General features: G+C 40.2%; 27 protein-coding genes, 1 pseudogene and 1 riboswitch. Of the genes and pseudogenes, 9 read left to right on the top strand and 19 right to left on the bottom strand.

Going from position 1 to position 22,990, the window contains the following annotated elements:
* Window positions 1–5 precede the first annotated feature (5 nt).
* Window positions 6–1,271, bottom strand: coding sequence for a molybdopterin molybdotransferase MoeA (locus POF52_RS05530; protein ID WP_271990530.1), 1,266 nt, complete (start codon window positions 1,269–1,271; stop codon window positions 6–8).
* 114 nt (window positions 1,272–1,385) lie between these two features.
* Between POF52_RS05530 and moaC the strand changes: the two genes are divergently transcribed.
* Both moaC and POF52_RS05520 read left to right on the top strand, forming a co-directional pair.
* Window positions 1,386–1,874: a cyclic pyranopterin monophosphate synthase MoaC gene (gene moaC / locus POF52_RS05525; RefSeq protein WP_045293624.1), complete on the top strand. Its 489-nt coding sequence runs from the start codon at window positions 1,386–1,388 to the stop codon at window positions 1,872–1,874.
* A gap of 12 nt (window positions 1,875–1,886) precedes the next feature.
* Complete coding sequence (locus POF52_RS05520) at window positions 1,887–2,399, top strand: MogA/MoaB family molybdenum cofactor biosynthesis protein (protein ID WP_271990524.1); 513 nt, start codon at window positions 1,887–1,889, stop codon at window positions 2,397–2,399.
* A gap of 33 nt (window positions 2,400–2,432) precedes the next feature.
* Here the strand turns inward: POF52_RS05520 and POF52_RS05515 are convergent.
* Both POF52_RS05515 and POF52_RS05510 read right to left on the bottom strand, forming a co-directional pair.
* A pseudogene (locus POF52_RS05515) lies at window positions 2,433–3,095 on the bottom strand (sulfite oxidase-like oxidoreductase).
* A gap of 75 nt (window positions 3,096–3,170) precedes the next feature.
* Window positions 3,171–3,277, bottom strand: a riboswitch (SAM riboswitch).
* A gap of 144 nt (window positions 3,278–3,421) precedes the next feature.
* Window positions 3,422–3,790 (bottom strand): hypothetical protein, encoded by a 369-nt coding sequence (locus POF52_RS05510; RefSeq protein ID WP_271990521.1) that lies wholly within the window; start codon window positions 3,788–3,790, stop codon window positions 3,422–3,424.
* Between the two features lie 482 nt (window positions 3,791–4,272).
* On the opposite strand from POF52_RS05510, the gene POF52_RS05505 reads away from it, so the two are divergent.
* A complete protein-coding gene (locus POF52_RS05505; protein ID WP_271990897.1) occupies window positions 4,273–4,851 on the top strand; it encodes a YjgB family protein in 579 nt (192 codons plus the stop codon).
* Between the two features lie 27 nt (window positions 4,852–4,878).
* Here POF52_RS05505 and POF52_RS05500 read toward each other — a convergent pair whose 3' ends face one another.
* The 3 genes from POF52_RS05500 to POF52_RS05490 form a co-directional block, all read right to left on the bottom strand.
* The gene (locus POF52_RS05500; RefSeq protein ID WP_271990519.1) at window positions 4,879–5,721 is read right to left on the bottom strand and encodes a GNAT family N-acetyltransferase; all 843 of its coding nucleotides are present in this window, start codon (window positions 5,719–5,721) and stop codon (window positions 4,879–4,881) included.
* Entirely contained in the window at window positions 5,718–6,383 is a 666-nt protein-coding gene (locus POF52_RS05495; RefSeq protein ID WP_271990517.1) for a cyclase family protein, read from the bottom strand. The genes POF52_RS05500 and POF52_RS05495 overlap by 4 nt, the downstream gene beginning before the upstream one ends.
* 93 nt (window positions 6,384–6,476) lie before the next feature.
* Window positions 6,477–7,604 carry a 2-methylaconitate cis-trans isomerase PrpF family protein gene (locus tag POF52_RS05490; RefSeq protein WP_271990894.1) on the bottom strand — a complete coding sequence of 376 codons (1,128 nt, stop codon included), beginning with the start codon at window positions 7,602–7,604 and terminating at the stop codon, window positions 6,477–6,479.
* A 184-nt stretch (window positions 7,605–7,788) separates the two neighbouring features.
* On the opposite strand from POF52_RS05490, the gene POF52_RS05485 reads away from it, so the two are divergent.
* From POF52_RS05485 to POF52_RS05475, 3 genes are all read left to right on the top strand, one after another.
* Window positions 7,789–8,649 carry a LysR family transcriptional regulator gene (locus POF52_RS05485; protein ID WP_014458763.1) on the top strand — a complete coding sequence of 287 codons (861 nt, stop codon included), beginning with the start codon at window positions 7,789–7,791 and terminating at the stop codon, window positions 8,647–8,649.
* Window positions 8,650–8,945: 296 nt separating this feature from the next.
* A complete protein-coding gene (locus tag POF52_RS05480) occupies window positions 8,946–10,262 on the top strand; it encodes a CitMHS family transporter (protein ID WP_013084478.1) in 1,317 nt (438 codons plus the stop codon).
* 67 nt (window positions 10,263–10,329) lie between these two features.
* A complete protein-coding gene (locus tag POF52_RS05475) occupies window positions 10,330–10,491 on the top strand; it encodes a hypothetical protein (RefSeq protein WP_016765121.1) in 162 nt (53 codons plus the stop codon).
* 104 nt (window positions 10,492–10,595) lie between these two features.
* On the opposite strand, the gene POF52_RS05470 is transcribed toward POF52_RS05475, so the two are convergent.
* Window positions 10,596–11,273: a hypothetical protein gene (locus tag POF52_RS05470; protein ID WP_271990511.1), complete on the bottom strand. Its 678-nt coding sequence runs from the start codon at window positions 11,271–11,273 to the stop codon at window positions 10,596–10,598.
* A gap of 157 nt (window positions 11,274–11,430) precedes the next feature.
* On the opposite strand from POF52_RS05470, the gene POF52_RS05465 reads away from it, so the two are divergent.
* Window positions 11,431–11,673 carry a hypothetical protein gene (locus POF52_RS05465; protein ID WP_176583200.1) on the top strand — a complete coding sequence of 81 codons (243 nt, stop codon included), beginning with the start codon at window positions 11,431–11,433 and terminating at the stop codon, window positions 11,671–11,673.
* A 40-nt stretch (window positions 11,674–11,713) separates the two neighbouring features.
* Here POF52_RS05465 and POF52_RS05460 read toward each other — a convergent pair whose 3' ends face one another.
* The 6 genes from POF52_RS05460 to POF52_RS05435 all read right to left on the bottom strand — a co-directional run bounded on the left by POF52_RS05460 (window position 11,714) and on the right by POF52_RS05435 (window position 17,243).
* The gene (locus POF52_RS05460; protein WP_016765124.1) at window positions 11,714–12,358 is read right to left on the bottom strand and encodes a Bax inhibitor-1/YccA family protein; all 645 of its coding nucleotides are present in this window, start codon (window positions 12,356–12,358) and stop codon (window positions 11,714–11,716) included.
* Window positions 12,359–12,502: 144 nt separating this feature from the next.
* Complete coding sequence (clpP, locus tag POF52_RS05455) at window positions 12,503–13,084, bottom strand: ATP-dependent Clp endopeptidase proteolytic subunit ClpP (protein WP_013084484.1); 582 nt, start codon at window positions 13,082–13,084, stop codon at window positions 12,503–12,505.
* A gap of 29 nt (window positions 13,085–13,113) precedes the next feature.
* Window positions 13,114–13,779, bottom strand: coding sequence for a sigma-70 family RNA polymerase sigma factor (locus POF52_RS05450; RefSeq protein ID WP_271990503.1), 666 nt, complete (start codon window positions 13,777–13,779; stop codon window positions 13,114–13,116).
* Between the two features lie 413 nt (window positions 13,780–14,192).
* The gene (locus POF52_RS05445; RefSeq protein ID WP_271990500.1) at window positions 14,193–15,443 is read right to left on the bottom strand and encodes a C40 family peptidase; all 1,251 of its coding nucleotides are present in this window, start codon (window positions 15,441–15,443) and stop codon (window positions 14,193–14,195) included.
* A gap of 179 nt (window positions 15,444–15,622) precedes the next feature.
* The gene (locus POF52_RS05440) at window positions 15,623–16,822 is read right to left on the bottom strand and encodes an MFS transporter (RefSeq protein WP_271990497.1); all 1,200 of its coding nucleotides are present in this window, start codon (window positions 16,820–16,822) and stop codon (window positions 15,623–15,625) included.
* The gene (locus POF52_RS05435) at window positions 16,791–17,243 is read right to left on the bottom strand and encodes a MarR family winged helix-turn-helix transcriptional regulator (protein WP_271990494.1); all 453 of its coding nucleotides are present in this window, start codon (window positions 17,241–17,243) and stop codon (window positions 16,791–16,793) included. The genes POF52_RS05440 and POF52_RS05435 overlap by 32 nt, the downstream gene beginning before the upstream one ends.
* A 253-nt stretch (window positions 17,244–17,496) precedes the next feature.
* Between POF52_RS05435 and POF52_RS05430 the strand changes: the two genes are divergently transcribed.
* Window positions 17,497–17,925, top strand: a complete 429-nt coding sequence (locus POF52_RS05430; protein WP_034649688.1) for a hypothetical protein — start codon at window positions 17,497–17,499, stop codon at window positions 17,923–17,925.
* Window positions 17,926–17,946: 21 nt separating this feature from the next.
* On the opposite strand, the gene sigH is transcribed toward POF52_RS05430, so the two are convergent.
* From sigH to POF52_RS05410, 4 genes are all read right to left on the bottom strand, one after another.
* Window positions 17,947–18,597 (bottom strand): RNA polymerase sporulation sigma factor SigH, encoded by a 651-nt coding sequence (gene sigH, locus POF52_RS05425; RefSeq protein ID WP_013058500.1) that lies wholly within the window; start codon window positions 18,595–18,597, stop codon window positions 17,947–17,949.
* A 384-nt stretch (window positions 18,598–18,981) separates the two neighbouring features.
* Complete coding sequence (locus POF52_RS05420) at window positions 18,982–19,137, bottom strand: DUF3934 family protein (protein WP_162837669.1); 156 nt, start codon at window positions 19,135–19,137, stop codon at window positions 18,982–18,984.
* A 77-nt stretch (window positions 19,138–19,214) separates the two neighbouring features.
* Window positions 19,215–19,415: a cold-shock protein gene (locus POF52_RS05415; RefSeq protein ID WP_013058502.1), complete on the bottom strand. Its 201-nt coding sequence runs from the start codon at window positions 19,413–19,415 to the stop codon at window positions 19,215–19,217.
* Between the two features lie 326 nt (window positions 19,416–19,741).
* Entirely contained in the window at window positions 19,742–20,302 is a 561-nt protein-coding gene (locus POF52_RS05410; protein ID WP_016765131.1) for a histidine phosphatase family protein, read from the bottom strand.
* 97 nt (window positions 20,303–20,399) lie between these two features.
* Between POF52_RS05410 and POF52_RS05405 the strand changes: the two genes are divergently transcribed.
* On the top strand, window positions 20,400–21,074 hold the full coding sequence (locus POF52_RS05405) for a hypothetical protein (protein WP_271990484.1): 675 nt from the start codon (window positions 20,400–20,402) through the stop codon (window positions 21,072–21,074).
* A 40-nt stretch (window positions 21,075–21,114) separates the two neighbouring features.
* Here POF52_RS05405 and POF52_RS05400 read toward each other — a convergent pair whose 3' ends face one another.
* Both POF52_RS05400 and POF52_RS05395 read right to left on the bottom strand, forming a co-directional pair.
* Window positions 21,115–21,228, bottom strand: coding sequence for a YjcZ family sporulation protein (locus POF52_RS05400; RefSeq protein WP_013058504.1), 114 nt, complete (start codon window positions 21,226–21,228; stop codon window positions 21,115–21,117).
* A gap of 357 nt (window positions 21,229–21,585) precedes the next feature.
* A complete protein-coding gene (locus tag POF52_RS05395) occupies window positions 21,586–22,974 on the bottom strand; it encodes an amino acid permease (protein ID WP_042991972.1) in 1,389 nt (462 codons plus the stop codon).
* Between the last annotated feature and the right edge of the window lie 16 nt (window positions 22,975–22,990).

Here is a 22,990-nt window from a genome sequence, read left to right as displayed (position 1 = left end):
GCTATTTATACCCAAAGCGATCTCGTACCTTCGTTATCAAGATGCAGCACGTTCACTTCTGTTCCTTTATCATACCCATGCTCTCCTCCTGGAAGAACAACCAGCGCGTTTGCTGCAGCTAATGACGAAATAGCGCCTGACTTATCCATGCCAACAGGCGTCACGACAAGCTTTCCACCTTCATCTGAAATTTCTCCTCGCACCATTCGCGTAAATGCATTAGGTTCTTTGAAGCGGCCGTTTAATACCGCTTTTGTTTTATGTAAATGAGGCGCCGGTGAATGTAAAAAGCTGCGAACAATCGGACGGACAAACAGTTCAAACCCGACATAGCAAGCAGAAGGATTTCCCGATAATCCAAACAGCAGCTGTCCGTTTCGTTCTGCGACTGTTGTGACGCTTCCGGGTCGCATCGCAATTTTGTTAAACAGCACGTTCGCACCAAGTTTTTCATAAATAGCCGGCAAATAATCATAGTCGCCTACGGATACCCCGCCGGTTGTCAGTAAAATATCCACTTCTTCAAGCGCTTTTTCTACCGCTTCATAGCAGCGGTCAAAATCGTCTTCAAGCTTCCCTAAATATTTCGGAATTCCCCCGCTTCTTACGATTTGCGCAATTGCCATATAAGAATTGCTGTTGCGGATTTTTCCTGGTTCTAACGGCTCGTTCACATCAAGCAGTTCACTTCCCGTTGTTAATACGCCAACCACAGGCTGCTTCACCACGGCTACATCCGCATAGCCAAACGTAGCTAAAAAAGCCGTGACGCCCGGATTGATTCGCGTCCCTTTTGAAACAAGCACGTCTCCTTTTTTTGTTTCTTCTCCCTTTAACGCAATGTGCTCCCACTTTGAAGCTGACCTGCTTAACGCCATATACGTTTTGCCTTCTTTTTCATACGACTTCGTTACTTCAAGCATCACAACCGCATCACATGAATGAGGCACTTGCGCTCCTGTCATAATGCGCACCGCTTGAAACGGCTTTACTTCTTCTTCAAAAACAGAGCCAGCGCCGATTTCACCTACAACTTCGAACTCTACAGAATGTTCACTTGAGACTTCTACGCAGTCTTGCGCTCGAACCGCAAAGCCATCATAAAGCGATTTATTAAAATGAGGAACGTTTTGGTCGGCGATAATATCTTCTCCTAAATAGCGTCCATAGCTTTCGGTGATCGATACGCGTTCGATGCTGCCTTTTCTTTTATATGTCATGACTTTTTCAATTGCTTCAGGAATTGAAATAGGTGTTCTGCTTTCTAACATACATTCTTCACTTCCTTTATGTCTGTTCACTTTTTGCACTATGGTGTAAAATCATAGAATATCTCACTATTTCTATCATACAACAAAATTTACTGAAAAAGGATGAAAACACCGATGTCTTCTTTTACACATTTTAATGATCAAGGCCGTGCCAACATGGTCGATATTAGCGAAAAATCTATCACTCGCCGCGTTGCAACCGCTCGTTCAAGCATACTTGTTAACAAAGAAATTCACGAAGCGATTGTAGAACATAAAATTGGAAAAGGCGACGTCCTTGCTGTTGCACAAGTAGCGGGAATCATGGCAGCAAAACGCACGTCTGACATTATTCCGATGTGTCACCCCCTTCTATTAAAAGGCGTAAACCTTTCATTTGACTGGGATACAAGCAATAATCAGTACCGTTTATTAATAGAAGCAACGGTTAAAACGGAAGGCTCAACAGGCGTTGAAATGGAAGCTTTGACCGCTGCTTCTGCCTGCGCTCTAACCGTTTATGATATGTGCAAAGCCATTGATAAAGGAATGATTATTGGCGAAACGTATTTACTTGAAAAATCAGGCGGTAAAAACGGTGATTACAAGCGCACCGAAGCGTAAAGGAGGTACATAATGAGCGTACATGAACATAAATCTAAAGCAACTCAGCCCGTTCGCTGCAAAGTCATTACGGTATCAGACACACGTACGAAAGAAACCGATAAAAGCGGCGCGCTAATGATCCAGCTTCTGAAAGAACACGACATGCAGATCGTTTCCTATGAAATTGTAAAAGACGACCAAACGTCGATTCAACAAGCCATACTTGCTGGCTGCAGTGATGAGAACATTGACCTTGTTCTCACAAACGGCGGCACCGGCATTACAAAACGAGACGTCACAATTGAAGCCGTTCAAGCGCTGATTCATAAAGAAATCGTTGGATTTGGCGAGCTGTTTCGCATGCTGAGCTACACCGAAGATATTGGCAGCGCAGCAATTATGAGCCGGGCAATTGCCGGGACGATTAACGAAAAAGCCGTTTTTTCTATACCAGGATCAAGCGGTGCGGTTCGTCTAGCCATGACCAAGCTGATTTTACCTGAACTTCGCCACGTTGTGTGGGAATTAAACCGCCAGCGCTGACAAAATGCCTATGCACACACATAGGCATTTTTATTAATCATAGTCTTTATGTACCCACTCATCTTCTGGAATGCCCAAATCTTCTCCGGAAAAACGCTCTTCTTTAAACGGATCTCCTCTAAGATGAAAGCCGTTTTGCTCCCAAAAGCCAGGATGATTTTCATCAATAGCTTCAAAGCCTCGAAGCCATTTAACACTTTTCCAAAAGTACAAATGCGGAACAACCAATCGCAGCGGATATCCGTGCTTAGCTGTAAGCGGCTCTCCGTTAAAGGAATGAGCGAGAAGAATATCGTCTCTCAGTAAATCTTTTACCTCAATGTTTGACGTATAGTCATTATCTCCATGCAGCATGATGTATTTACTTTTTAACTCCACGCCAACTGCTTTTAAAAAGTCTGTAAACAGCACGCCCGTAAATTCATTATCAAGCCTTGTCCATCTCGTTACGCAGTGAATATCACATTTCACCGTTATTTGCGGCATGTCCAATATATCTTGATACGAAAGCGTCACTTCTTTGTTTACTAATCCAAACACTCGAAGCGTCCACTCCTCTAAGTTATACTCCGGCACGTCCCCTTCATGTAAAATTGGAAATCGCTCCGTTACTACCTAACCCGGAGGCACTCGTCCTTCATACTTTGCATCAATTTCCGGTGTTTTCATTCGTTTAATACGGTCTGCTTTGTTCAAATTATCACCTCGTTATTTTTTGTACATAAAAAGCCCTTCCTTAAATAAATAAGGAAGAGCTTTGTTTCAGCTTCTTCCTTATCTCTAAGAGCGATACACTCTTAAGGATTTGGCACCATTCTGTCATAGACAGCGGTTGCCGGGTTTCACAGGGCCAGTCCCTCCACCTCTCTTGATAAGGAAACAAATTGTATTTGTTTTATGTAATAAAGTCAGTATTAAGCTTTTTGTCATAATTGTCAATATTATTTTTCTTTTCCGCCAAAAAACTTTAAAGACAGATAGGGTTATAAGGTTTTAGTCTACTAAAATACCATGTAAAGCCTTTACCCTTCTCCATCAATCATCGTATACTTCCTGGCAAAGCGCTTGTAGTAAATTTGCTCATCCTCTTGTCCATCGTTAAAAACAAGTCGGTTATGATTAATATCTTTTTCTTTTAATACATAGCCTTTTTCATTCATCATATGAATATATTCATCTAAATGTCCTTTTTTCACCATATAATGAAGAGCATCGTCCGAATCTGCAGTCCTTGCTACACCTTGGCTTCCCACTTCTAACTTGAATACAGCTGTTGCTGTTTGAACGGGACGATAATCTCCAAACACTCTTTCCCAATTTAAGAGCAGCAGCGCGCCGGAAATTATTATACATCCTCCGGCCGCCACAGTTAGTACAAATCGTTTTGACACTACTTTCTCTCCTTTACATTCTTTTTCTTCTATTTAATACAACGGATTGCCCTAAACTTGTTTTTACGCCAAGTCCTAGATACACGGCAGCAATATATATATTTAACAAATACTTGATTTACTGTATCATACTTACAATTATTATCTAGTTTTTTATAAAACATTAGAACCCTCTCTATATTACGTTTTTTTTACCTAATAAAGGAACAGAAACCAATCTTTTCACCTATGATAAATGAATCGTTTTTTGCTTTTTACTTTAACTGACGTTTATATTCTGAAAGGCGTGTTACATTATATATATCAGTTACCAACTCAAACAAGACTCCTTGACTATTCCCACAAAGGTTTACCTATGCGGATGCTGCCTACCCCGCAAAGGGGGCGGCAGATGCTTAGGTCTAGCAACTCGGAGCTACCTGCTCTTTAGGTAGGTCCGAGTTGCTAAATCGATATAAATAAAGGAGGAAACGATTGTGAAAATGAAACAACGTTTTTCAAAAGTAGCTGCTGCTGCGACGATTACAGGAATTGCTGCGTTTGGATTTGCTCCCGTCGCTCAGCTTGATACAACAGCCCACGCAGCTACATCTCAAGAAACAAGCAGCCAAAGTCAAACAGCTGTAAAAAACATTAACGAAATTTATAACGCCGCAGTAAAAGGTGAAGTGCCACGCTTAACGGCAGACTTCAAAATTAGCAAAACACTGCGTCAAGACGTTCGCGATCAGTTCGGTCCCCCGCCTGAAGGTTCATCAAACAACTTTGACTACTATCATGCGGAAATGGGTCACCCTGGATACGCATTTGGCTATGATCAAAATAACGTCATTAACGAAATCCGCTATTTTGGTACAAATGTAGAGCGTCAAACAAATCTAGGCTCCATCACGCAAGCTAACTTAAAGAAAGAATTAGGTCAGCCGAACTTTACAGGCAAAGTAAAAGGTGATGGTACTACTCAAACGAAGTACACCTATCACGCCGGCGCCTATGATCTTGAATTCATTTTTGATGATAGCAAAACGTTAAATCACGTTAATTTAGTTAAAAAACCTTAAGTAATAGAAAAAGTAGCAGACAGCCTGCTACTTTTTTTCATGAAGTAAAACTAATGCGGAATCGGCTACGTGTTCATAGCCAATTTCCATGTAAATCTTGTTAGACGTAGGATTTGTCATATCTGTGTATAGACTTGTTGTTTGAAATCCCTTGTCTAGCATAAGCTGAGAAAGCGTGGACACACAGCTTGAGGCATAGCCTTTTTTACGTTCTTTTTGAGGCGTGTATACAAAGTTAATCGTAATGTTATGGGCCGTTGGACGCGTAGCATTGGCAATCGACACATACTCACCGTTCACTTCCCATAAAAATAGCCGTTCTGCTTTAATAAAAGCTTCTCCTGTTTTGACAGCTTGTTCTTTTGATACAGGGTCTCCAATGACGCCCATAAACTCCCAAATCCATTCTGTCACGAGCGGAAGGTGTTCCAATCTTGCTTTTACCAGCACTCCGTCAGCGTCCGAAGCTTTTTTTACTTTGTCTAGCCGATAAATGCGCTGATCCATTTTTAAAGAAGCTTCTTGATTTTTTAAATCTGCTAGTTTTTGAGAAAGATATAAAACCATTTGTCTTTCTCCAACTAAGCCCGGTATGTCGATTTCTTGTAACAGCTCTGCCGCTTCGCTTAGTTCACCCTCCGTTAGCTGCTGTATTTGAGACAGTATGATTTGCTTAGGATGGGTTTGCAGCAACACAAGCGCAGCACGGCTGTCTTTTAAAATAACACCCATAAAATTTGGTTTGCTGTTTTCCTGCACGCTGTGTAAAATGCCGAGCGCTAAGTTATGAAGAACTTCATTCTTTGATAAAAGCGGCTCTACTTGGTTTTTAAATTCCTGCACTTCTCTATATCTATGTAACTGGATCATTTTCTTTCTACCTCCGCAAATGCTCTTACCGGAAACGTTCCAACTCCTTTTATTTTAGGAGGCACGGCGTAAAATAAAAAGGACTCGGTTAGTTGATCTAAGTGACATAAGTGTTCAGCAATTACAATGTCCGCTCCTAACAGCAGCGTATGAGCTGGTCTTGCTTTTCCTTTTGTATCATCAATATTCATCGAATCAATTCCAACAAGAGCGGGCTGTTGAGACACTAAATAAGCTGCCGCGCTTTCTGTTAAGTATGGATGATTTTCTAAATAATCGGCTGTATTCCAGTAGCGATCCCATCCTGTATGAATTAATATCGCTTTGCCTTTTACATCTACATGTTGAAAATGAGATTCATCAATCGCTTTTAAAGTCGTGTCAACTGAAACGACTATTCCTTCTAACCCGGCTGTTTTATCAATAGCCGTTTGAGCTAAATCCGCTCCGTCTTTGTATCTGTGAAACGGCACGTCAATATATGTACCTGTATTCGTGACCATTTCAATTTTACCGATTTGAAATTCAGTGCCTGGTTCATAAAGCTTTCTAGACTCTTCCCGGCTTAAATAGTCGCAAATGATCGGTGCCGGCAAGCCTTTATGTGTGATAACTCCGTCTTCAATGATGTGGCTTAGATCAATATACGTTCTTTTTTTCATACATCCACCCACTTTTTCAATATTCAGTAAAAATATTCTAACATAAAAAAGCTCTTCCTAGTTTCCTAGAAAGAGCTTTTTTAGAGAACGTTATTAACTTGATAAACATACATCATACGTATGCTTTGTATAAACAAATCCTTCAAAAATAAGACGGGCTGTACGCACTACTTTGATTCCGTTAACCTGTCCATCTTTTAGATCCACACTGGTTTCCATAATTCCCATTGGATGAGCAAGTCGAACGGTATCACCTTTTAATTGAACCATTTCTGACGGAAGCGTGCCTTTTGTATAGATAGCCGCCGTTGTACAAATTGCTCCTGTAATCGCAAGCGTTTGATGCGGTTTTTGCATCGACATCATGCGGATTAATACGTCCATTTGAGAAGCAGTTTTTTCTCTGCCAGTCCCGTCGCGATGGTCCATAGGAGGAGAAATAATCGTCATTTTTGGAACCGCTGGTGATAGTTTAGTTGCTTTGTCTTGAGGTGCGAGCCCCGCTTTTTCCGCTGCAATGGAGCGAATTTCTTCAAATAGCTTCAGCTGTTTGTCCGTGTATTCATGGGGAAGTTCTGCTCCCTTTAGGCCAATATCCGCTGCTTTAACAAATACAAGCGGATTTCCTACATCAACAATTGATGCTTTTATCGTCCCGATGGATGTTTGCAGAAGATCGATAGCATTCCCGGTCGGAAGCAGTTTTCCAGTAACGGCTCCTTCTCCGTTTTCAAACGAAAGATAAATGGGTGAACCCGTACCTGGTACTCCAGGAATCATACACGATCCTTCTGTTTTCACTTTTCCGTTTTCTACTTCTACTTCCGCTACGATTACTTTTTTCGTATTCGTATTATAAATCCGCACTTTGGTCACCGGTTCCACAGGTTGTACAAGTCCTTGTTCGATAGCATAAGGTCCGACCGCTGAAGAGATATTGCCGCAGTTTCCTTTAAAATCAACGAGAGATTCGCTGATGCTAACCTGCGCAAACGTGTAATCTACGTCAGCTTTCTCTAAATCTGATTTTTTTATAATCGCGATTTTACTTGTCAGCGAATTAGCTCCGCCGAGTCCGTCAATTTGACGTTGATCCGGACTTCCCATTATATCTAGCAAAAACGGTTCCCAATCGGATTTGTTCACAGGCATTTCTTCATGATTGATAAAAACCCCTTTACTTGTTCCACCTCTCATAACCGTTACAGGAATGCGCGTCATATTAATCACCTTTCTCCCCTACTAACAAACGCCGAGGCGTTCATCAAACCATTTTATTTTTTTACTATTTAGAACCGGTTCATTTGCCATTTATCGTATAATAGAGGTGGTCATAAGTAAAATACATAAAATTTATTGTCTTTTTAAAAATTTTTTTATAATCTAAATACAAGGGGGAATCGGGATGGACCAAAAAGATTGGATATTAATTAAAACGCTTCACGAAGAAAAGAACATTACGCGAACGGCTGAAAGGCTCTACGTATCGCAGCCTTCTTTAAGCTACCGCCTTAAAAATCTTGAAGAAGAATTTGGCGTGACGCTTTTTTTCAAAACGAAAAAAGGAATTGAGTTTACATCTGAAGGTGAGCATCTTGTTCGCTATGCGGAAAATATGTGGAAGCAGCTGCAGGAAACAAAAGACAGCATGCGTAATATGAGCGAAACCGTTACGGGAACACTTCGCTTAGGGGTATCGAGTAACTTTGCACAGCATAAACTTCCTAAAATTTTAAAGCAGTTCTCTCTTCACTACCCAAATGTACAGTTCAGCGTCAATACGGGCTGGAGTACGCAAGTTATGAATCTATTAGACTCTTCGCGTGTGCACGTTGGTATTTTAAGAGGCAATTACCCGTGGAACGGAGAAAAATCACTGCTGACGAAAGAACGGCTCTGCTTAATTTCGAAAAAAGAGATTGCGATCGATGATTTGCCGAACCTGCCTTATATTAACTATAAAACCGATACGTCACTAAAAGATCTCATTCAAGACTGGTGGCATGACAAGTTTTCAGAGCCTCCGTTTGTGGCAATGGAAGTTGACCGGCAAGAAACGGCCAAAGAAATGGTCAAAAATGATTTAGGCTTTGCCATTTTACCTGAAATTTGCCTTCACTCCAGCGACAACTTATATACATACGGACTTTCGTACCGAGATGAATCACCTTTGCTTCGAAACACGTGGCTCATGTATGATCCTTCTTACTTGAATCTATCGGTCGTGAAAGCGTTTATTGACTTTTTAAAGCTAAGTGAAAAATAAAGCCAAAGTTAAAAAGTTTGCGTCTTGGAAAAATCTCTCTTTTAGACCAAGCTTTTTTCTAGACTACCATTATAAAAATTTTTTATGAACTTTCTAAAAAAACCTATATTTCCTTTATTTTTAAAAATGTACTAACATGAAAACAAGAAACATCAGCGGGAGTAAAGAGCGGCTTTAAAAATTCTTAATAATCAAACTACGACTCATACATGGGGATGAGAAATGTTAGTCACGTTTTTTTACTCTAAAAGAAAACGCTTTCAGAGAAAAGAGGGAAAATAAAGGAGGTTGTTTGAATGCTAGCACTACTAGGTTTTACAATGATTATTGTCTTTACGTATCTCATTATGTCAAAAAGGATGTCTCCTATCGTAGCTTTAATGGTCATTCCACTTCTTTTTGCGGTGATTGGAGGTTTTGGCAAAGGCGTCGGAGACATGATGCTAGAAGGGTTAAAACAAGTAGCTCCGTCAGCTGCGATGCTGCTGTTCGCCATCTTATATTTCGGGGTTATGATTGATGCCGGACTGTTTGATCCATTAATTAAGCAGCTGTTAAAAATCGTAAAAGGCGATCCGCTTAAAATCGTCATCGGAACGGCTCTTCTATCGCTTTTAGTTGCACTAGACGGAGACGGTACAACCACTTATATGATTACGGTTTCTGCTCTTCTTCCACTTTATAAACGCCTGAATATGAGTCCGTTAGTGTTAACGACAGTTGCGATGCTTTCTCTTAGTATTATGAGCAGCATGACGCCTTGGGGAGGCCCGGCTACTCGTGCGATTGTCGCCCTTCACCTCGATGCATCTGAGTTCTTTATCCCACTTCTTCCAACGTTAATTGGCGGAGCTTTGTGGGTTGTCTTTACAGGCTATATTCTTGGAAAAAAAGAGCGCAGACGACTTGGTGCTATTGACATCGAGCAGTTTGAATTAAAAAGCTCGCTTGCGTTTGCTGAAGACGCATCTTTAACTTCTCAAGAAGATATTACACAGCCTAAAAAAATCTGGATTAACTTAGCTTTAACCATTGCACTCATGGTCGTATTGGTTTCTGGCATTTGGTCTGTTTCTGTTTTATTTATGATTGGTTTTGCGCTTGCTCTTATGATTAACTATCCAAAACTTGAGGATCAAAAAGAACGTTTAATGGCTCATGCGGGCAACGCACTAACTGTTGCAGCCCTTGTTTTTGCAGCCGGTATTTTTACAGGAATACTATCCGGCACTAAAATGGTTGACGAAATGGCAAGCCTGTTAATTCATTTAGTTCCTGATTCACTCGGTTCGTTTTTACCGACAATCGTTGCTTTAACAAGCATGCCGTTTACATTCGTGATGAGTAACGACGCTTATTACTTCGGTGTTTTACCAATATTCGCTGAAACAGCTGCTTCTTACGGAATTGATCCGATGGAAATTGCGCGAGCTTCAGTGCTCGGACAACCTGTTCATCTGTTAAGTCCACTCGTTGCGTCTACTTTCTTACTTGTAGGTATGGTAGGTGTTGATCTTGGTGAACATCAGCGCTTTGCATTTAAATGGGCCATTTTAACATCTCTTGTTCTAATTGTCCTTGCTATTGTCACAGGGGCACTTACGCTATTTTAATAGGAATAAAAGCCGTTATGGCTCTTTATTAATAAATTGATAAATGATAGGTGGAGGTACTTCTAAAATGTATGTAATTACGTGTTATGTAAGAAAAGGTGAAATGAGAATGTACGAGTTTGATAGCAAAGAAGAAGCCCTTTCTCAGCTCAAAAACCTGAAAGGCTGCACCATTCTTTCAGAAGTTGTTTATTTTAATGATTCATCGGTTATTCCGGTAGCTATTTAATTATGCACCACTCAACCCTATAGGTACAAACTTGATAAGCTTCCTTTCGCTCAAAAGGAAGCTCTTTTTTATGTTCTTCTGAGATTTCGGTCCCTTTTCTCTCCTCAACGTTTTGTTACGTCTGGTTCGTTTTGTTTCCTTGCTTCAATCATATCAATAATTTGATTTGTATGTGGAGTTAGCACAGCGCATTTTTGATAGAAAGCTCCGTCTACAACGAGCAGCTCTTCATCCATCCCGCAAAACTTGCAGCGGAGCTCTTGTGGTCCTGCGTAAGAGGTGTGATAAACACTATCGTTAAAGATGGTGTAAAAAGTATCTCTTTGCTGGGCATCGTAAAAGCTATATTGCTGGTTAGCGTCATCACGGTAGTTAACTCCATAGTTCCGGTCGAATTCTTCTTGAGTAAATCTATCCTGTAAAAGTTCATTTTGTACTAGTTCCCTTAAGCAATCCTCTATTTCCTCACCGTTAAATGAACAATCATGTACGTAAACTTCTGGTTCTTCGCTATTGTTCTCTTTTACCATCACTTCACTGCCGCAAACCTTACAGGGATGTTTGGGACTCTGTTGATCAAAGTAAGAGAGCGTTTGGACCTTTTCCACTGCTATTTCATCGCTCACCTTTTTAAACTTAATTATCACATTTTCTGTTTGACTGACGTTTTCGTTATACAACATCACTTCATATTCATCTATATTCTTTCCGTTTTCTTTTCGACTCATATGCTCCATTACTTCATACGAAGAAATAGTAAAAAACTCTTTAAAATTCACCACTAACATGCATCCTTCCAAAAAATTTACGTTCTCTATGTACCTGCTCTATACTACCATTTTTTCAAAGGCTCGCACCACTAAACGAACTTCTTTTAGGTTCGCATATCCTTTTCTTATCTGGCATACATAACACTAACCCTTTTATAAGGAGGATTTCATGAATATGTATATAATCATCAGCATTGGCGTTGTTGCCAGCGCATTTTTATTTCGGAAATATCGAAAGCAAGTTGTTGAAATATATACAATCAGGGAATTTATTCACGCTAAAAACGGCGCGGGCGCTACAAGTTCCACCTGGCTTGAAAAGTTTTTTAAAGAACCTTACGCTACCGGACCAAACTATGAAAAAACAGAGGATGACGTTAGCGAGGATGGAGATGGGGATGGCGGAGAATAAATAAAAGAAAAAAACCTGTTGTGAGAACAGGTTTTTCTTATTAATCATCGCTTCCTAAAATACCGAAAAAGCGAAGCAAGTTGATGAATAGATTAATAAAGTCTAAATAAAGGGATAGTGCCAGCAGTGGAACAAGCTCTTCCGTGATTTCACCGTGCTTCATTTTATTAAAATCATACAGCACGTAAAGTGAAAAAACGATGGTACCAATCACTGAGAATGCCATGAGTCCAGGCGTTGTTAAGGGACTAAACAGCGAGAAAATGCTGATACAGACTAGTGCTAACAGCGCTACTAATAAAAAGCTGCCTAAAAACCCTAAATCTTTTTTCGTTTTTGCCCCAATCACACCCATCACCGTAAAAATAACGAACGTGCTTCCAAACGCATAAAGCACAACTTGCGCCCCCGCTACTGATGCATAGTAGCTAACAATCGGAAACAGCGTGATGCCTGATATAAATGAAAACGCATATGTAAAACCGTATCCTACGCTTTTTTTCTTTCGTAACATAAATGCCGCAACCAGCATCACAAGTTCAGCAATCGCTAACGGAATAAAATAAGCCGGCGGCACATATTGACCTACGTATAAGCCAACTGTTGAAATAAATAACGAAAAAATAAATGTTACTAATACTTTTTGAAACAGAGACCGCTGCTCTACTCCAATCACTTCTTGCATGTGTAAAACCTTCTTTCTAAAATCTGTTATATTTTATATAATACCTACCTTTTTAAGAAAAATAAAGATAATACTAAGGTCTTTTTTCTTATTTCTATAGAAAGAAAGCATAGACGCTGCCGTCTATGCTTCCTTGGTGTCTCTTTATTTTGGCAACAGAATACCGTCAATAATTCCATAAGTCTTTGCTTCTTCAGCACTCATAAAATAATCTCGTTCCGTATCGTTTGCCACTTTTTCAACCGGCTGTCCCGTTCGTGTTGATATGATTTCATTAATATGCTGCTTCAATTTTAAAATTCGCCGAGCGCTAATTTCAATTTCAGTCGCCTGCCCTCTAGCCCCTCCTAGCGGCTGATGAATCATAACTTCACTATTTGGAAGTGCATAGCGCTTTCCTTTTGCTCCTGCTAGGAGAAGCAATGCGCCAAAAGAAGCGGCCATGCCCGTGCAAATCGTTTGAACATCCGGCTCGATGTACTGCATCGTATCATAAATCGCAAACCCTGCTGAAGTGGAACCTCCGGGGCTGTTAATATAAAGTGAAATATCTTTTTTAGGATCATCTGCCGCAAGAAACAGCAGCTGCGCGACCACGCTGTTGGCAATATGATCATTGATTTCATCACCAATCAAAATAATTCGGTCTTTTAACAGCCTCGAATAAATATCATACGAACGTTCACCGCGGTTGCTTTGTTCAATTACATATGGAATCGTACTCATATATATCCTCCTTATCACACGTAATATGGCTATGCAGCCATGCAGAGAGTGCACTTCGGAGTATACGTTGGTTTTTGAATGACGCTTTTTAAGGAAGGCAAAGCATGAATCAAAAGTGCTGGGTCCTGCGCTTCTAACGTTTTATAAAACAGTTCTGACAGCTCATTACGCTCTTTTTCATCCCAAAAAGAATCTGTAGAAAACGGCTCACCGTCTTTTTCTAACCGCTGCTTAGCACGATGTAAATTGCTTTTTACCGCCGTTTCTGACGTTTGTAAAATCAACGCTATTTCTTTTAGCTGATAGCGAAAGCCTTCTTTTAAGAAAAAGATAACTGCTTGCTTTGGCGTAAACTGACTAAGGAGCAGCTCAACCGAGTGTCCTTTCATATCAAACGCCCGCTTGCCGTCTTGGTGGTCCAAACCTTCTTCTGCGGCTATTACTTCACGCTTTCGTTTTCTCAGCAGATCAATCCAGTGGTGATACGCAATTTTATTTAACAGCGCGGAAGACAGCTTGTGCTCTTCACCTTTATATCGCTGAGCTTTTAAAAACGTTTCTTGGGCAATATCGTCTCCGTCCCACGCATTTTGCGCTAAAAAGCGGCAGTACTGCTGCAATTTTGGGTAATGCTCGTTCCAGCATGCATCGTCAAAGCTTTTTGTTTGTGTTTCGATTTTTTTTGAATGTGACATGATTTTCACTCCTTTTGCACTCTCTATTTACTAAACGATTAAAGGAAGTTCAAAAGATACGGGGAATCAAACTTTTTTACACATTATACGCTTAAGCAGCTATTTTTTTGTATTATAATGAAGATACTTTTATCTGAGGAGTGTAAAATAATATGCGAAGAAGAAAACTATACGGAAAGAAGAAAACGAACAAACTTCACTATAAAGACTTAACCTGTGAACACCCTCATCCTGCTTTGCCTATGAGCTATACAAGTGAAGCTCCTTTTTACTATTATGACGCGTCAGACGATGAAAGACAAAACGACTTTGAACGATATTCAGAGATTTGTATCATGAATCAAAGACATACAAAAACAATTGACTACCTATTAAAAAACCAAGACAGCCCCAGACTGTCTTGGTTTTTACCTTTATGGCATGCGCTTTGCTCCGTAGTATTTAGGCGCCCAGTAGCTGTCTACTTTATAGTTTGTAATTTTCACGCCCTCAGATGTGGACACGTGAACGACATAGGCATTTCCAATATAGATAGATGGAATAAGTGAACTTCCTTCAAAAAAGACGAGATCTCCCGGCTTCAAGTCAGATTGTGAAATGCTTTCTCCTGCTTCCCACTGCTGATTCGCATAGCGCGGAATGTCTTTTCCAGCTGCTTCTTTATAAATGTATTGAACAAAACCAGCCGTATCAAAGCCTGTAGAAGGACTTGTCCCACCTTGTGCATAAGGTACTTCTCCTACATATTTAAGAGATTCGGTCACAAATGGGTTGTCTTTTGACAGCGATAAGTCATCGTAGCGCCTTGCTCCTGCGTACTTAGACGTCCAGTAGCTGCTTGTCAAGTAATCCATCGTCACATTTTCGCTGCGCTTGGCATGAATAAACTGATTGCCGCCTGCGTAGATACCGACGTGTGAAATCCCTTCACGATACGTGTCTTTAAAAAAGATAACGTCTCCTGCCTTTAAATCTGCGCGAGCAACTTCTTCTCCAACTTGCCACTGCTGATCGGTTGATCTCGGAAGGTAGACGTCCGATGCGTGTTGAAATACATATGCAACAAATGCGGAACAATCAAAACCGTCCGTTGGCGACTCGCCTCCAAATACATATGGTGTGCCGAGATGTTTTAGCGCTTCTGCAATAACTTCATTATCTTTTGCAATTTCCGGTCCTCCTGTAATGCGCTTTGCTTTGGCAAAATGTGATGACCAATAGGCGCTGCTTGAAATGTTTTTCACCACGACTTTTCCGTCTGAAGAAGATGCATAAATCATCTCATCGTCTCCGATATAAATAGCGGCTACGTTCACTTCACTGTTTTCATTGGTGTCAAAAAATAATACATCGCCCGCTTGCAGCTCGTTTTTATCGACTTCTGTTCCAAGCTCTGACTGTTCTTTCACGGAACGAGGCAGCTTTGTATCGAGCGCTTGTTTAAACACATATTGAACGAAGCCAGAGCTGTCAAACCCTTCGCTTAGCGTCTCTCCTCCAGACGTATAATCCGCTCCTTCATACGTTTTTGCTTTGTCAGCAATCACGTTTTCGTCTGTAGCAGCCTGTACTTGCACAGCTTTTTCTGCAGGAAAAGCGCCTTCATAAAAAGTGGCAAGACTAAGCCCTAACGCTGTGACCATAAGAGGTTTCATTACTTTCATGTTTGTTCTCCTTTGTTTTTTATTTCATCCAAGAAGTTTTATATGTAAATGGTTCCTCTGTTAAAGTATGGTGCAGATGGATAGGAATTGGCTAGTACCTTTTGACTTAAATATGCTTCCCTTCCAAAGTCCTGTAAAAAATCCAGAAAAAAACTCGGCGCACATTACGCCGAGCTTTTTTATTTCATGCCCACCTGGATATTTGCTGCTTTTTGTTTTTGACGTAAATTTGCAATCCACTTGTAGTAAAGTGTAATCAAAAGAACAAAAATACCAAGTGCAAAGTACAGTTTTGAATATCCTAAAGCACCTGCTGCAATTCCTAATACAAATGAACCAACCGCAATACCGCTATCATAAAACGTAAAGAATGTAGCAGTTGCATATGCGCTTCGGTGAGCAGGCGCCGCTTGAATCGCAAGCGTTTGGAAGCTAGGAAGCAGCGTTCCATAGCCTAGACCTACTAACGCACCTGAAAACAGCAGCATCCAAGAAGAATGTGTAAGGCTTAAACTAAATAGACCAATGGCAAAGACAATACACGATGGAATAATCACAATGTTTGGGCCAGATTTATCAAATAATCTTCCTGTAAACGGTCGTGAAATCAGCATCGCAGCTGCGAATACGACAAAGAAAAAGCTTGCTGTTTTAATCAATCCAAGCGACTGTGCGTACACAGAAATAAAAGAAATAATGCTTGCATACGAAAAAGAAACGAGAATACCTACAGATGAAATCGGCATGGATTTCTTTTCAAACAAATCGCTCAGTGAAAATGATTTCTTCACTGACGGAGCAGCGTTTTCTTGAAGATTTTTGACCATCATTCCGCACAGCCAGCCAACGAGCATAATCACGCCAAATACAAGGAAAATAATGTTGTATGCCATGTATTGATGAAGCGTTAGTGCTAAAAACGGCCCTGCAACAACGGCTAAGTTCATTGACATTCCGAAGTAGCCAAGCCCTTCTCCTCGTCGTTTAGCGGGAACTAAATCCGCTGCAATCGCTCCGGTGACGGTTGTTGCTAAGCTGAATGAAATTCCTTGAAAGAAGCGCAGTAATAAAAGCACGTTAAAATCGTGGATGAACATATATAAGAAGGAAGAAAGCGCAAAAATGAGGGTACTAAATACAAGCGTTTTTTTCTTTCCAACGTTTTCAATGACTTTCCCTGAAAATGGTCTAACAATAATCGCAGATAATAAAAAGATGGTAACAACAAGCCCTGCCTGCGTACTCGTGCCTTCTAAGGCGTCTAATACATAAATCGGCAGCAGCGTTAGCAATGCATAAAAAACGACAAAAATAAAAAAGTTGGTAATCGCAATGCTGATAAAGCTTTTAGTCCAGATTGGCTCCTGCTGGTTCGTCATTCATTTCACCCCTTTCTGTAGATTTACAAATTTTCTTTAATAACGAGATAAGCTGATCTTGTTCGCTGTCGGATAAAGCAATCAGCAAATTTTCTTCTAAACGTTCAATTTCTTGCTGAATTTCCGGAAGCTTTTTCTTCGCTTGAGGAGATAAATAAACGATGCGCTCTCGTTTATCACTGCCTGCTTTTCGAACGATCCATCCGCTTTTTTCAAGCCTTGTTAACGTGCGGGTAACCGTTGGCGCTTCGACATTTAAATACTGCCAAATCTCCGTTTGCGTCATCGAGCCGAATCGCTTTAAACAAAATAATATTGAATACTGTGAGCTGTATAGCCCGTACGCTTTTAACACTTCATTTACTTCTTTAATAGACAATCTCGACTTTTGATGAAGCTCATGAAACACCAAGTTATTCACTTTTCCCCACCTCACCTTTCATTTTATTTACCTAGGTAACTAATTATTCTTTTATTAGTATATGTGCTGCTACTTGATGTGTAAAGGCGGCTAAAAAGGGCGAAAATCAGCTGTTTTCTCTTACTTTCTACTAATGATTTACGCTTTCACTTCTGTTTTCTTATTCTTTTGTATCACGAAACTTTTTGTATATATTTACATGCACCTGCAAACTCTGTTAAAGAAGACGAAACAATATGCGGGAGGCTGGTATATGTTTTCACTGCGCGGCGATGCTCATAAAGTCTACCTTAAACTGAAAAAAGCAGCTCATCAAAACCAAAACGCAGAAGAAATTGATGAATTAGCGGAAATGGAAGAAATCCGGCAGCTTTACCTTACGCTCGAAAGCGCTACTTTGCGAAAAGTGTATTACCGAATGACCAAAGAAAAAAACGGCTCCGGCGTCATTCCCATCCTTGTTTCTGCTTTGCCTTGGCTCTTTTTTTTATTTTCGCAGCGGCTGCAGCAATTTTTATTTAAAGACGGCAGCTGGCTTTGGATTATTTTTGTGGTGCTGTACGTTTTTATGCTCATTCCAAGCGTGTTTCTTCATTTCCGTGAACAATCGTGGGCTTCTGTTCATATTGAAATTATTCAAGACATTTTAAAAGACCGTGAAAAAGAGCCGAAACCCCTTTGAGGCCCGGCTGTTTTTTACCTATTATGAAATAGCTTGTCTGCTTTCTACGTCTCGACCTAACTTTCTTTTGATACGCTGCAGCGCGTTGTCAATTGACTTGACGTGCGTATTTAATTCCTTCGAAATTTCAGCGTATGAATGGCCGTCCATATACAGCGTCAATGCTTTTCTTTCCAATTCACTAAGTGTTTCCGCAATTTTCAACTCGCGGTCTTCCACTTTTTCTTGATGAATCAGCACCGCTTCCGGATTAGCAATTTGATCGCCAGGAATCATATCCATCAGCGTATAATTTGATTCTTCATCATACAGAGGCTTGTCCAATGAAATGTACGAATTTAACGGACCGTGCTTTTGACGAGTAGCCGTTTTAATCGCCGTAATGATTTGTCTTGTGATACATAACTCCGCAAACCCTTTAAAAGATGTTAGCTTGTCTTCGTTAAAGTCGCGAATTGCTTTGTACAGTCCAATCATTCCTTCTTGGACAATATCTTCTTTTTCAGCACCAATCAAAAAATATTTTCTTGCTTTACCCCTCACAAGATTTTGATACTTGTTGATTAAATACTCCAATGATTTTTCATCTCCGCTGTGAACCATTTCAACCAAAACATGATCTTCTAACATAGCATAATTTTGAACTTTTTCAATTACGATGCCTACGCTCACTCATATCCCCCCGTTACACTTAGTTGAGTTTTGATGTGTTCTAAACTGATGCATGATCTACTTGTTACGACGCTACTGCAATACGGTCCAGAAACGTAAAAAGCGTACAGGTAAACTGTCGCTTTCCTCTCTCACTTTATGCTCCCCTGCATCTTTCTATAATCTATTATAAAGAAGTATAACCGATAAAAATCAAAAAGGTTGTCGAAATATGAAAGTGTTTGCAAAAAAAATCAATTTTTATAGAAAATTCACACAAATCACTTTATTATTTCATATAGTGACAGCAATCTGTCAAAAAAGCAATAAAAAAATAATTCTATATTAAATAAACTTACTCAAGCAGAGTAAGTCGAAATTGCAGATTATACTGCGCATATAGGATTAGTTGCCTTCCGGCTTATCAGCATTTTTTGTTCCCTTGCTTTTATAAGGCTTTGCATTTTTCTTCTTTTTTGCACTCGCCTGCCAGCGGTTCCACCCTTTTTTGCCGGTGCCTCGCCCTGTGCCGCCTTTACCTTTTGCTTTACTCATACGTATTCCTCCGTTACCTGCGTGTTTGTTACAATAAAAAAAGACCCCGTCCAAAGTCGGAGTCTTTTTTGGATTGCATAAAATTATGCTTTTACAACGTTAGCAGCTTGTGCACCGCGTTGACCTTGCTCGATGTCGAAAGTCACTTTTTGACCTTCGTCTAAAGATTTGAATCCGTCGCCTTGAATTGCGCTGAAATGTACGAATACATCTTCTCCGCCTTCAATTTCGATGAAACCGAAACCTTTTTCTGCATTAAACCATTTTACTGTACCTTCAGTCATACTATTTCCTCCAGTGGTGGAATTTCTCCACGCATATATTACTACCCTTGCTCAATCGTACTATTTCCAGATAAAAATTTCTCTTGAAGAATATTTCTCTTCTTTCAATTTCATACCGAACAAAAATAATTAACCTTAGTGTAACATATCAATTTAGAAATAGCAAGCTTCTGTTCTAAGACAGGCTTCATCCTATTATGTATCTGTTAAAAGCCTACGGGGCAGCTTTGAGGCTACCAACATTTCTGGATTGTGATGCGGCAGAAGGTTTTTATATTGAGCTAAACTTATCGTCTGCACAAATGCACAAAAAATCTTTTATTTCATCAATTTGTTTTCTGCTCATTCCAAAGCCTTGTAATGGAAACGTTCTTCTTTTCGAGATCGATTTGATATATATCTGGATTTGTTAAACGCGACCATTCATTAAACCCAAACTTCGGATCAAAATATCTGAGGATTAACGTCATCATATTGCCGTGCGTAACAAACAGAGTCGTTTTCTGTTTTTCATTCATTACTTCTTTAAACAGCTCTAAAGCACGTACCGTGGCTTCTTTCGTCGATTCTCCTCCGTCTACCTTAAAGTCTATGTCATCAAAAGTTCTTTTCAATACTTCTATCCAGTTGAAAAGAGGCTGTCCGCTTAAACGCCTTTCTTCTAGCCTTGTATCTATATGAAGAGGCAGACCGGTATCTTTTGCATAAGGTTCAATTGTTTGAACGGCTCGTTTGTACGGGCTTGAAATAATTTTATCAATGGGATAACTCAGCTTGTTCAAATAACCTATTAACTGCTGGGCCTGCTGTATGCCTTGTTCCGTCAATGATGCTTTTGCTTCTTGCCCTTCTGCTTCACAATGCCTAACTAATAACAAAGTTTTCATTCATCTTCCCTCCACGCACAGAAAAATAACCATTAATTACAAAAAAAGATAATAATAGTATATAATGATACGTGATTTATAGCTAAGGAGGAACCACATGATTCGTGAACGATCACTTTTAATAAAAGGACTCACCTTTTTACTAGCTGTTTTTATTTTAAACATCCCTTTTCCTAACTCAACGCCGCTCAGTCATTCTGTCTTTTCTTTTTTAGGTCTTCCCCTCTATGGAGATGAAGAAACAATGACGGGAATTCAATATGCTAGCAATGCGTGGGGAATCATTCTTTTACTTGGTCTTTTTGCCCTTTACAAAAGTTTAAATCGTCATCGTTTAAAACTAACGATGTTAGCTGCATTTATTGTCATATCGGGTCCTGGTCATATGGTTGAAGCGATGCAAAAAACCGTATTACCAGGTATGTACGCCGTTTCTTACGATGTGGAAAACAGCAATTGTACATTTGAGAGAAATAAAAAAGAAACCGTATTAACGGGCACCTGTGACCTTTCATTTGAAAATTACAGCTCAAAACCTATTACGTTTGAAGTAGCACTGGATGAACGCTCTTATTTTAAAGAAGATTCCCCTTTTTTACTTATGATGAATAAGCCTAGGCTTCATACTGTTACGTTGGAACCAAAGACGTATCAAACTGTCGAAATCACTTCATCTGTCAAAGCAGCAGACTTTCCTTCTAAAGTCTTTATGAGTGAAGTAAACGGTTTTCATGTAAACATTTATCAAAACGGGAAAAAGCGTTATTTATAAGCAGAGAAAAAGCCCTTATAGGGCTTTTTAAATGAGGGAATTACCAGCCAAAGCCTCCGCCGTAGCAGCTGCAGCCGATGATCACTAATAAAATAAATAATACAACTAATAAAGCAAAACCAGATCCATGACCATATCCAGCGTTTCCAGACATATGAACACTTCCTTTTCTTTAGTTACTCTTTCCTCAAGAAAAATGCCGCTTGCATTTCGCTTGAGTTGGATTATCTTATGCCTGAACACGCCCTTTTGACTCTGGTTTTTTCTTTTTTCTTTTTCCTTCTTGCCATGCACCTCATTAATAAAAGAAGAAAACAGCCTAAGAAAAGCGCTGACTTCGGTTCTTCTTTTCTGTCCAAAAGAGATTAAGACATACAAAACTAATTCAATCTAAAGACGAAAAAATGAGATCCATAAGTTGAAACTTACGTTCACCACCGAACGCGTTACATTCATCGTTCGGATCTTCTTCTTAAACTAAAATGCTTTTCAGCCTCTCTTACAAAATCATTTATTTCACTAGCTTACGTCTTTCAGAAGACCGTACTTCCGTGCGCTTACCGATACCTAGTACATAGTAGCTCAGCACGACAATAGCTAAAAAGATAATGCCGACAATCAGCGATATGCGCGTTTCATCATTAAACCACATGCCTACAAGCACCATAAATAAAAACGCGATGGTTACGTAGTTCGTCACAGGAGCAAAAGGCATTTTAAACGGATGTTGGTCCATCGCCGCTCCTTTTGCTTTTCGAAAACGAATTTGACTGATAAGAATTACAAACCACGGAATCATCCCTGGAAGCACGCTCGCACTGTACACGTAAACAAAAACGTTTGGCGGTGCAATATAATTTAAGACAACGCCCGCCGCTAAGCCAATCATCACGGCAACGGTACTATAAATAGGCACACCGTTTCGAGAAACCTTTGTAAAAAAGGCCGGAGCCTGACCGTTTACACCTAGCGTGTAAAGCATACGTCCCGCACTGAAAATTCCGCTGTTGCACCCAGACATTGCCGCTGTGATGACAACAAAGTTAATAATGCCCGCCGCTGCTGTAATTCCTACTTTAGCAAACGTAGAAACAAACGGACTGCCGAGTGAATCCAGCTCGTTCCACGGATACACCGTTACAATCACAAAGATGGCGCCGATATAAAAAATTAAAATACGCCAAATTAAGCTTTGAATTGCACTTGTTAACGTTTTTTTAGGATCTTTTGCTTCTCCTGCTGTAATTCCAATAAGCTCTACTCCTTGATAGGCAGCAATAACAAGCGACAGGGCAAAGAAAAAGCCTGACCATCCGCCTGTAAAGAAACCGCCGTTTGCCCACAAATTCGACAGGCCAAGCGCTTCGCCGCCGTTTCCAAGACCGAAGAAAATAAGGCCAAGACCGGCAATAATCATGAGAACAATCGTGACAATTTTAATCATTGCAAACCAAAATTCAAACTCTCCAAACGATTTCACCGAAATTAAATTGGCCCCACCGAGAATGACCATGGCGACAATTCCCGGAACCCACGCCGGTAAATGCGGGAACCAGTACTGCATATAAGCTCCGACTGCAATAATCTCTGCCATGCCCACAATCACCCATTGAAACCAGTTGCTCCAAGCTGTGATATAACCCGCTAACGGATGAATATATTTATGACCGAATGTCGCAAACGAACCCGTACTTGGCTCTAAATAAAGCATCTCACCCATTGCACGCATAATAAAGAAAATAAAAACGCCGCAAATAGCATACGCAAGCAGGACGGATGGCCCCGTCCATTTAATAGTGCTTGCTGAACCCATGAATAACCCTACCCCAATCGTTCCTCCAAGAGCAATCATTTGGATATGCCGAGATTCAAGCCCTCTTTTTAACTCTTTGTTTGCCAATTTACTTCCTCCTAGC

The organism is Priestia sp. AB, assembly GCF_028369225.1.
In the GTDB taxonomy this organism is placed as follows: Bacteria; Bacillota; Bacilli; order Bacillales; family Bacillaceae_H; genus Priestia; species Priestia megaterium.
Note: the sequence above shows the minus strand (reverse complement) of the source record. Positions and strands in the feature narration are given on the sequence as shown.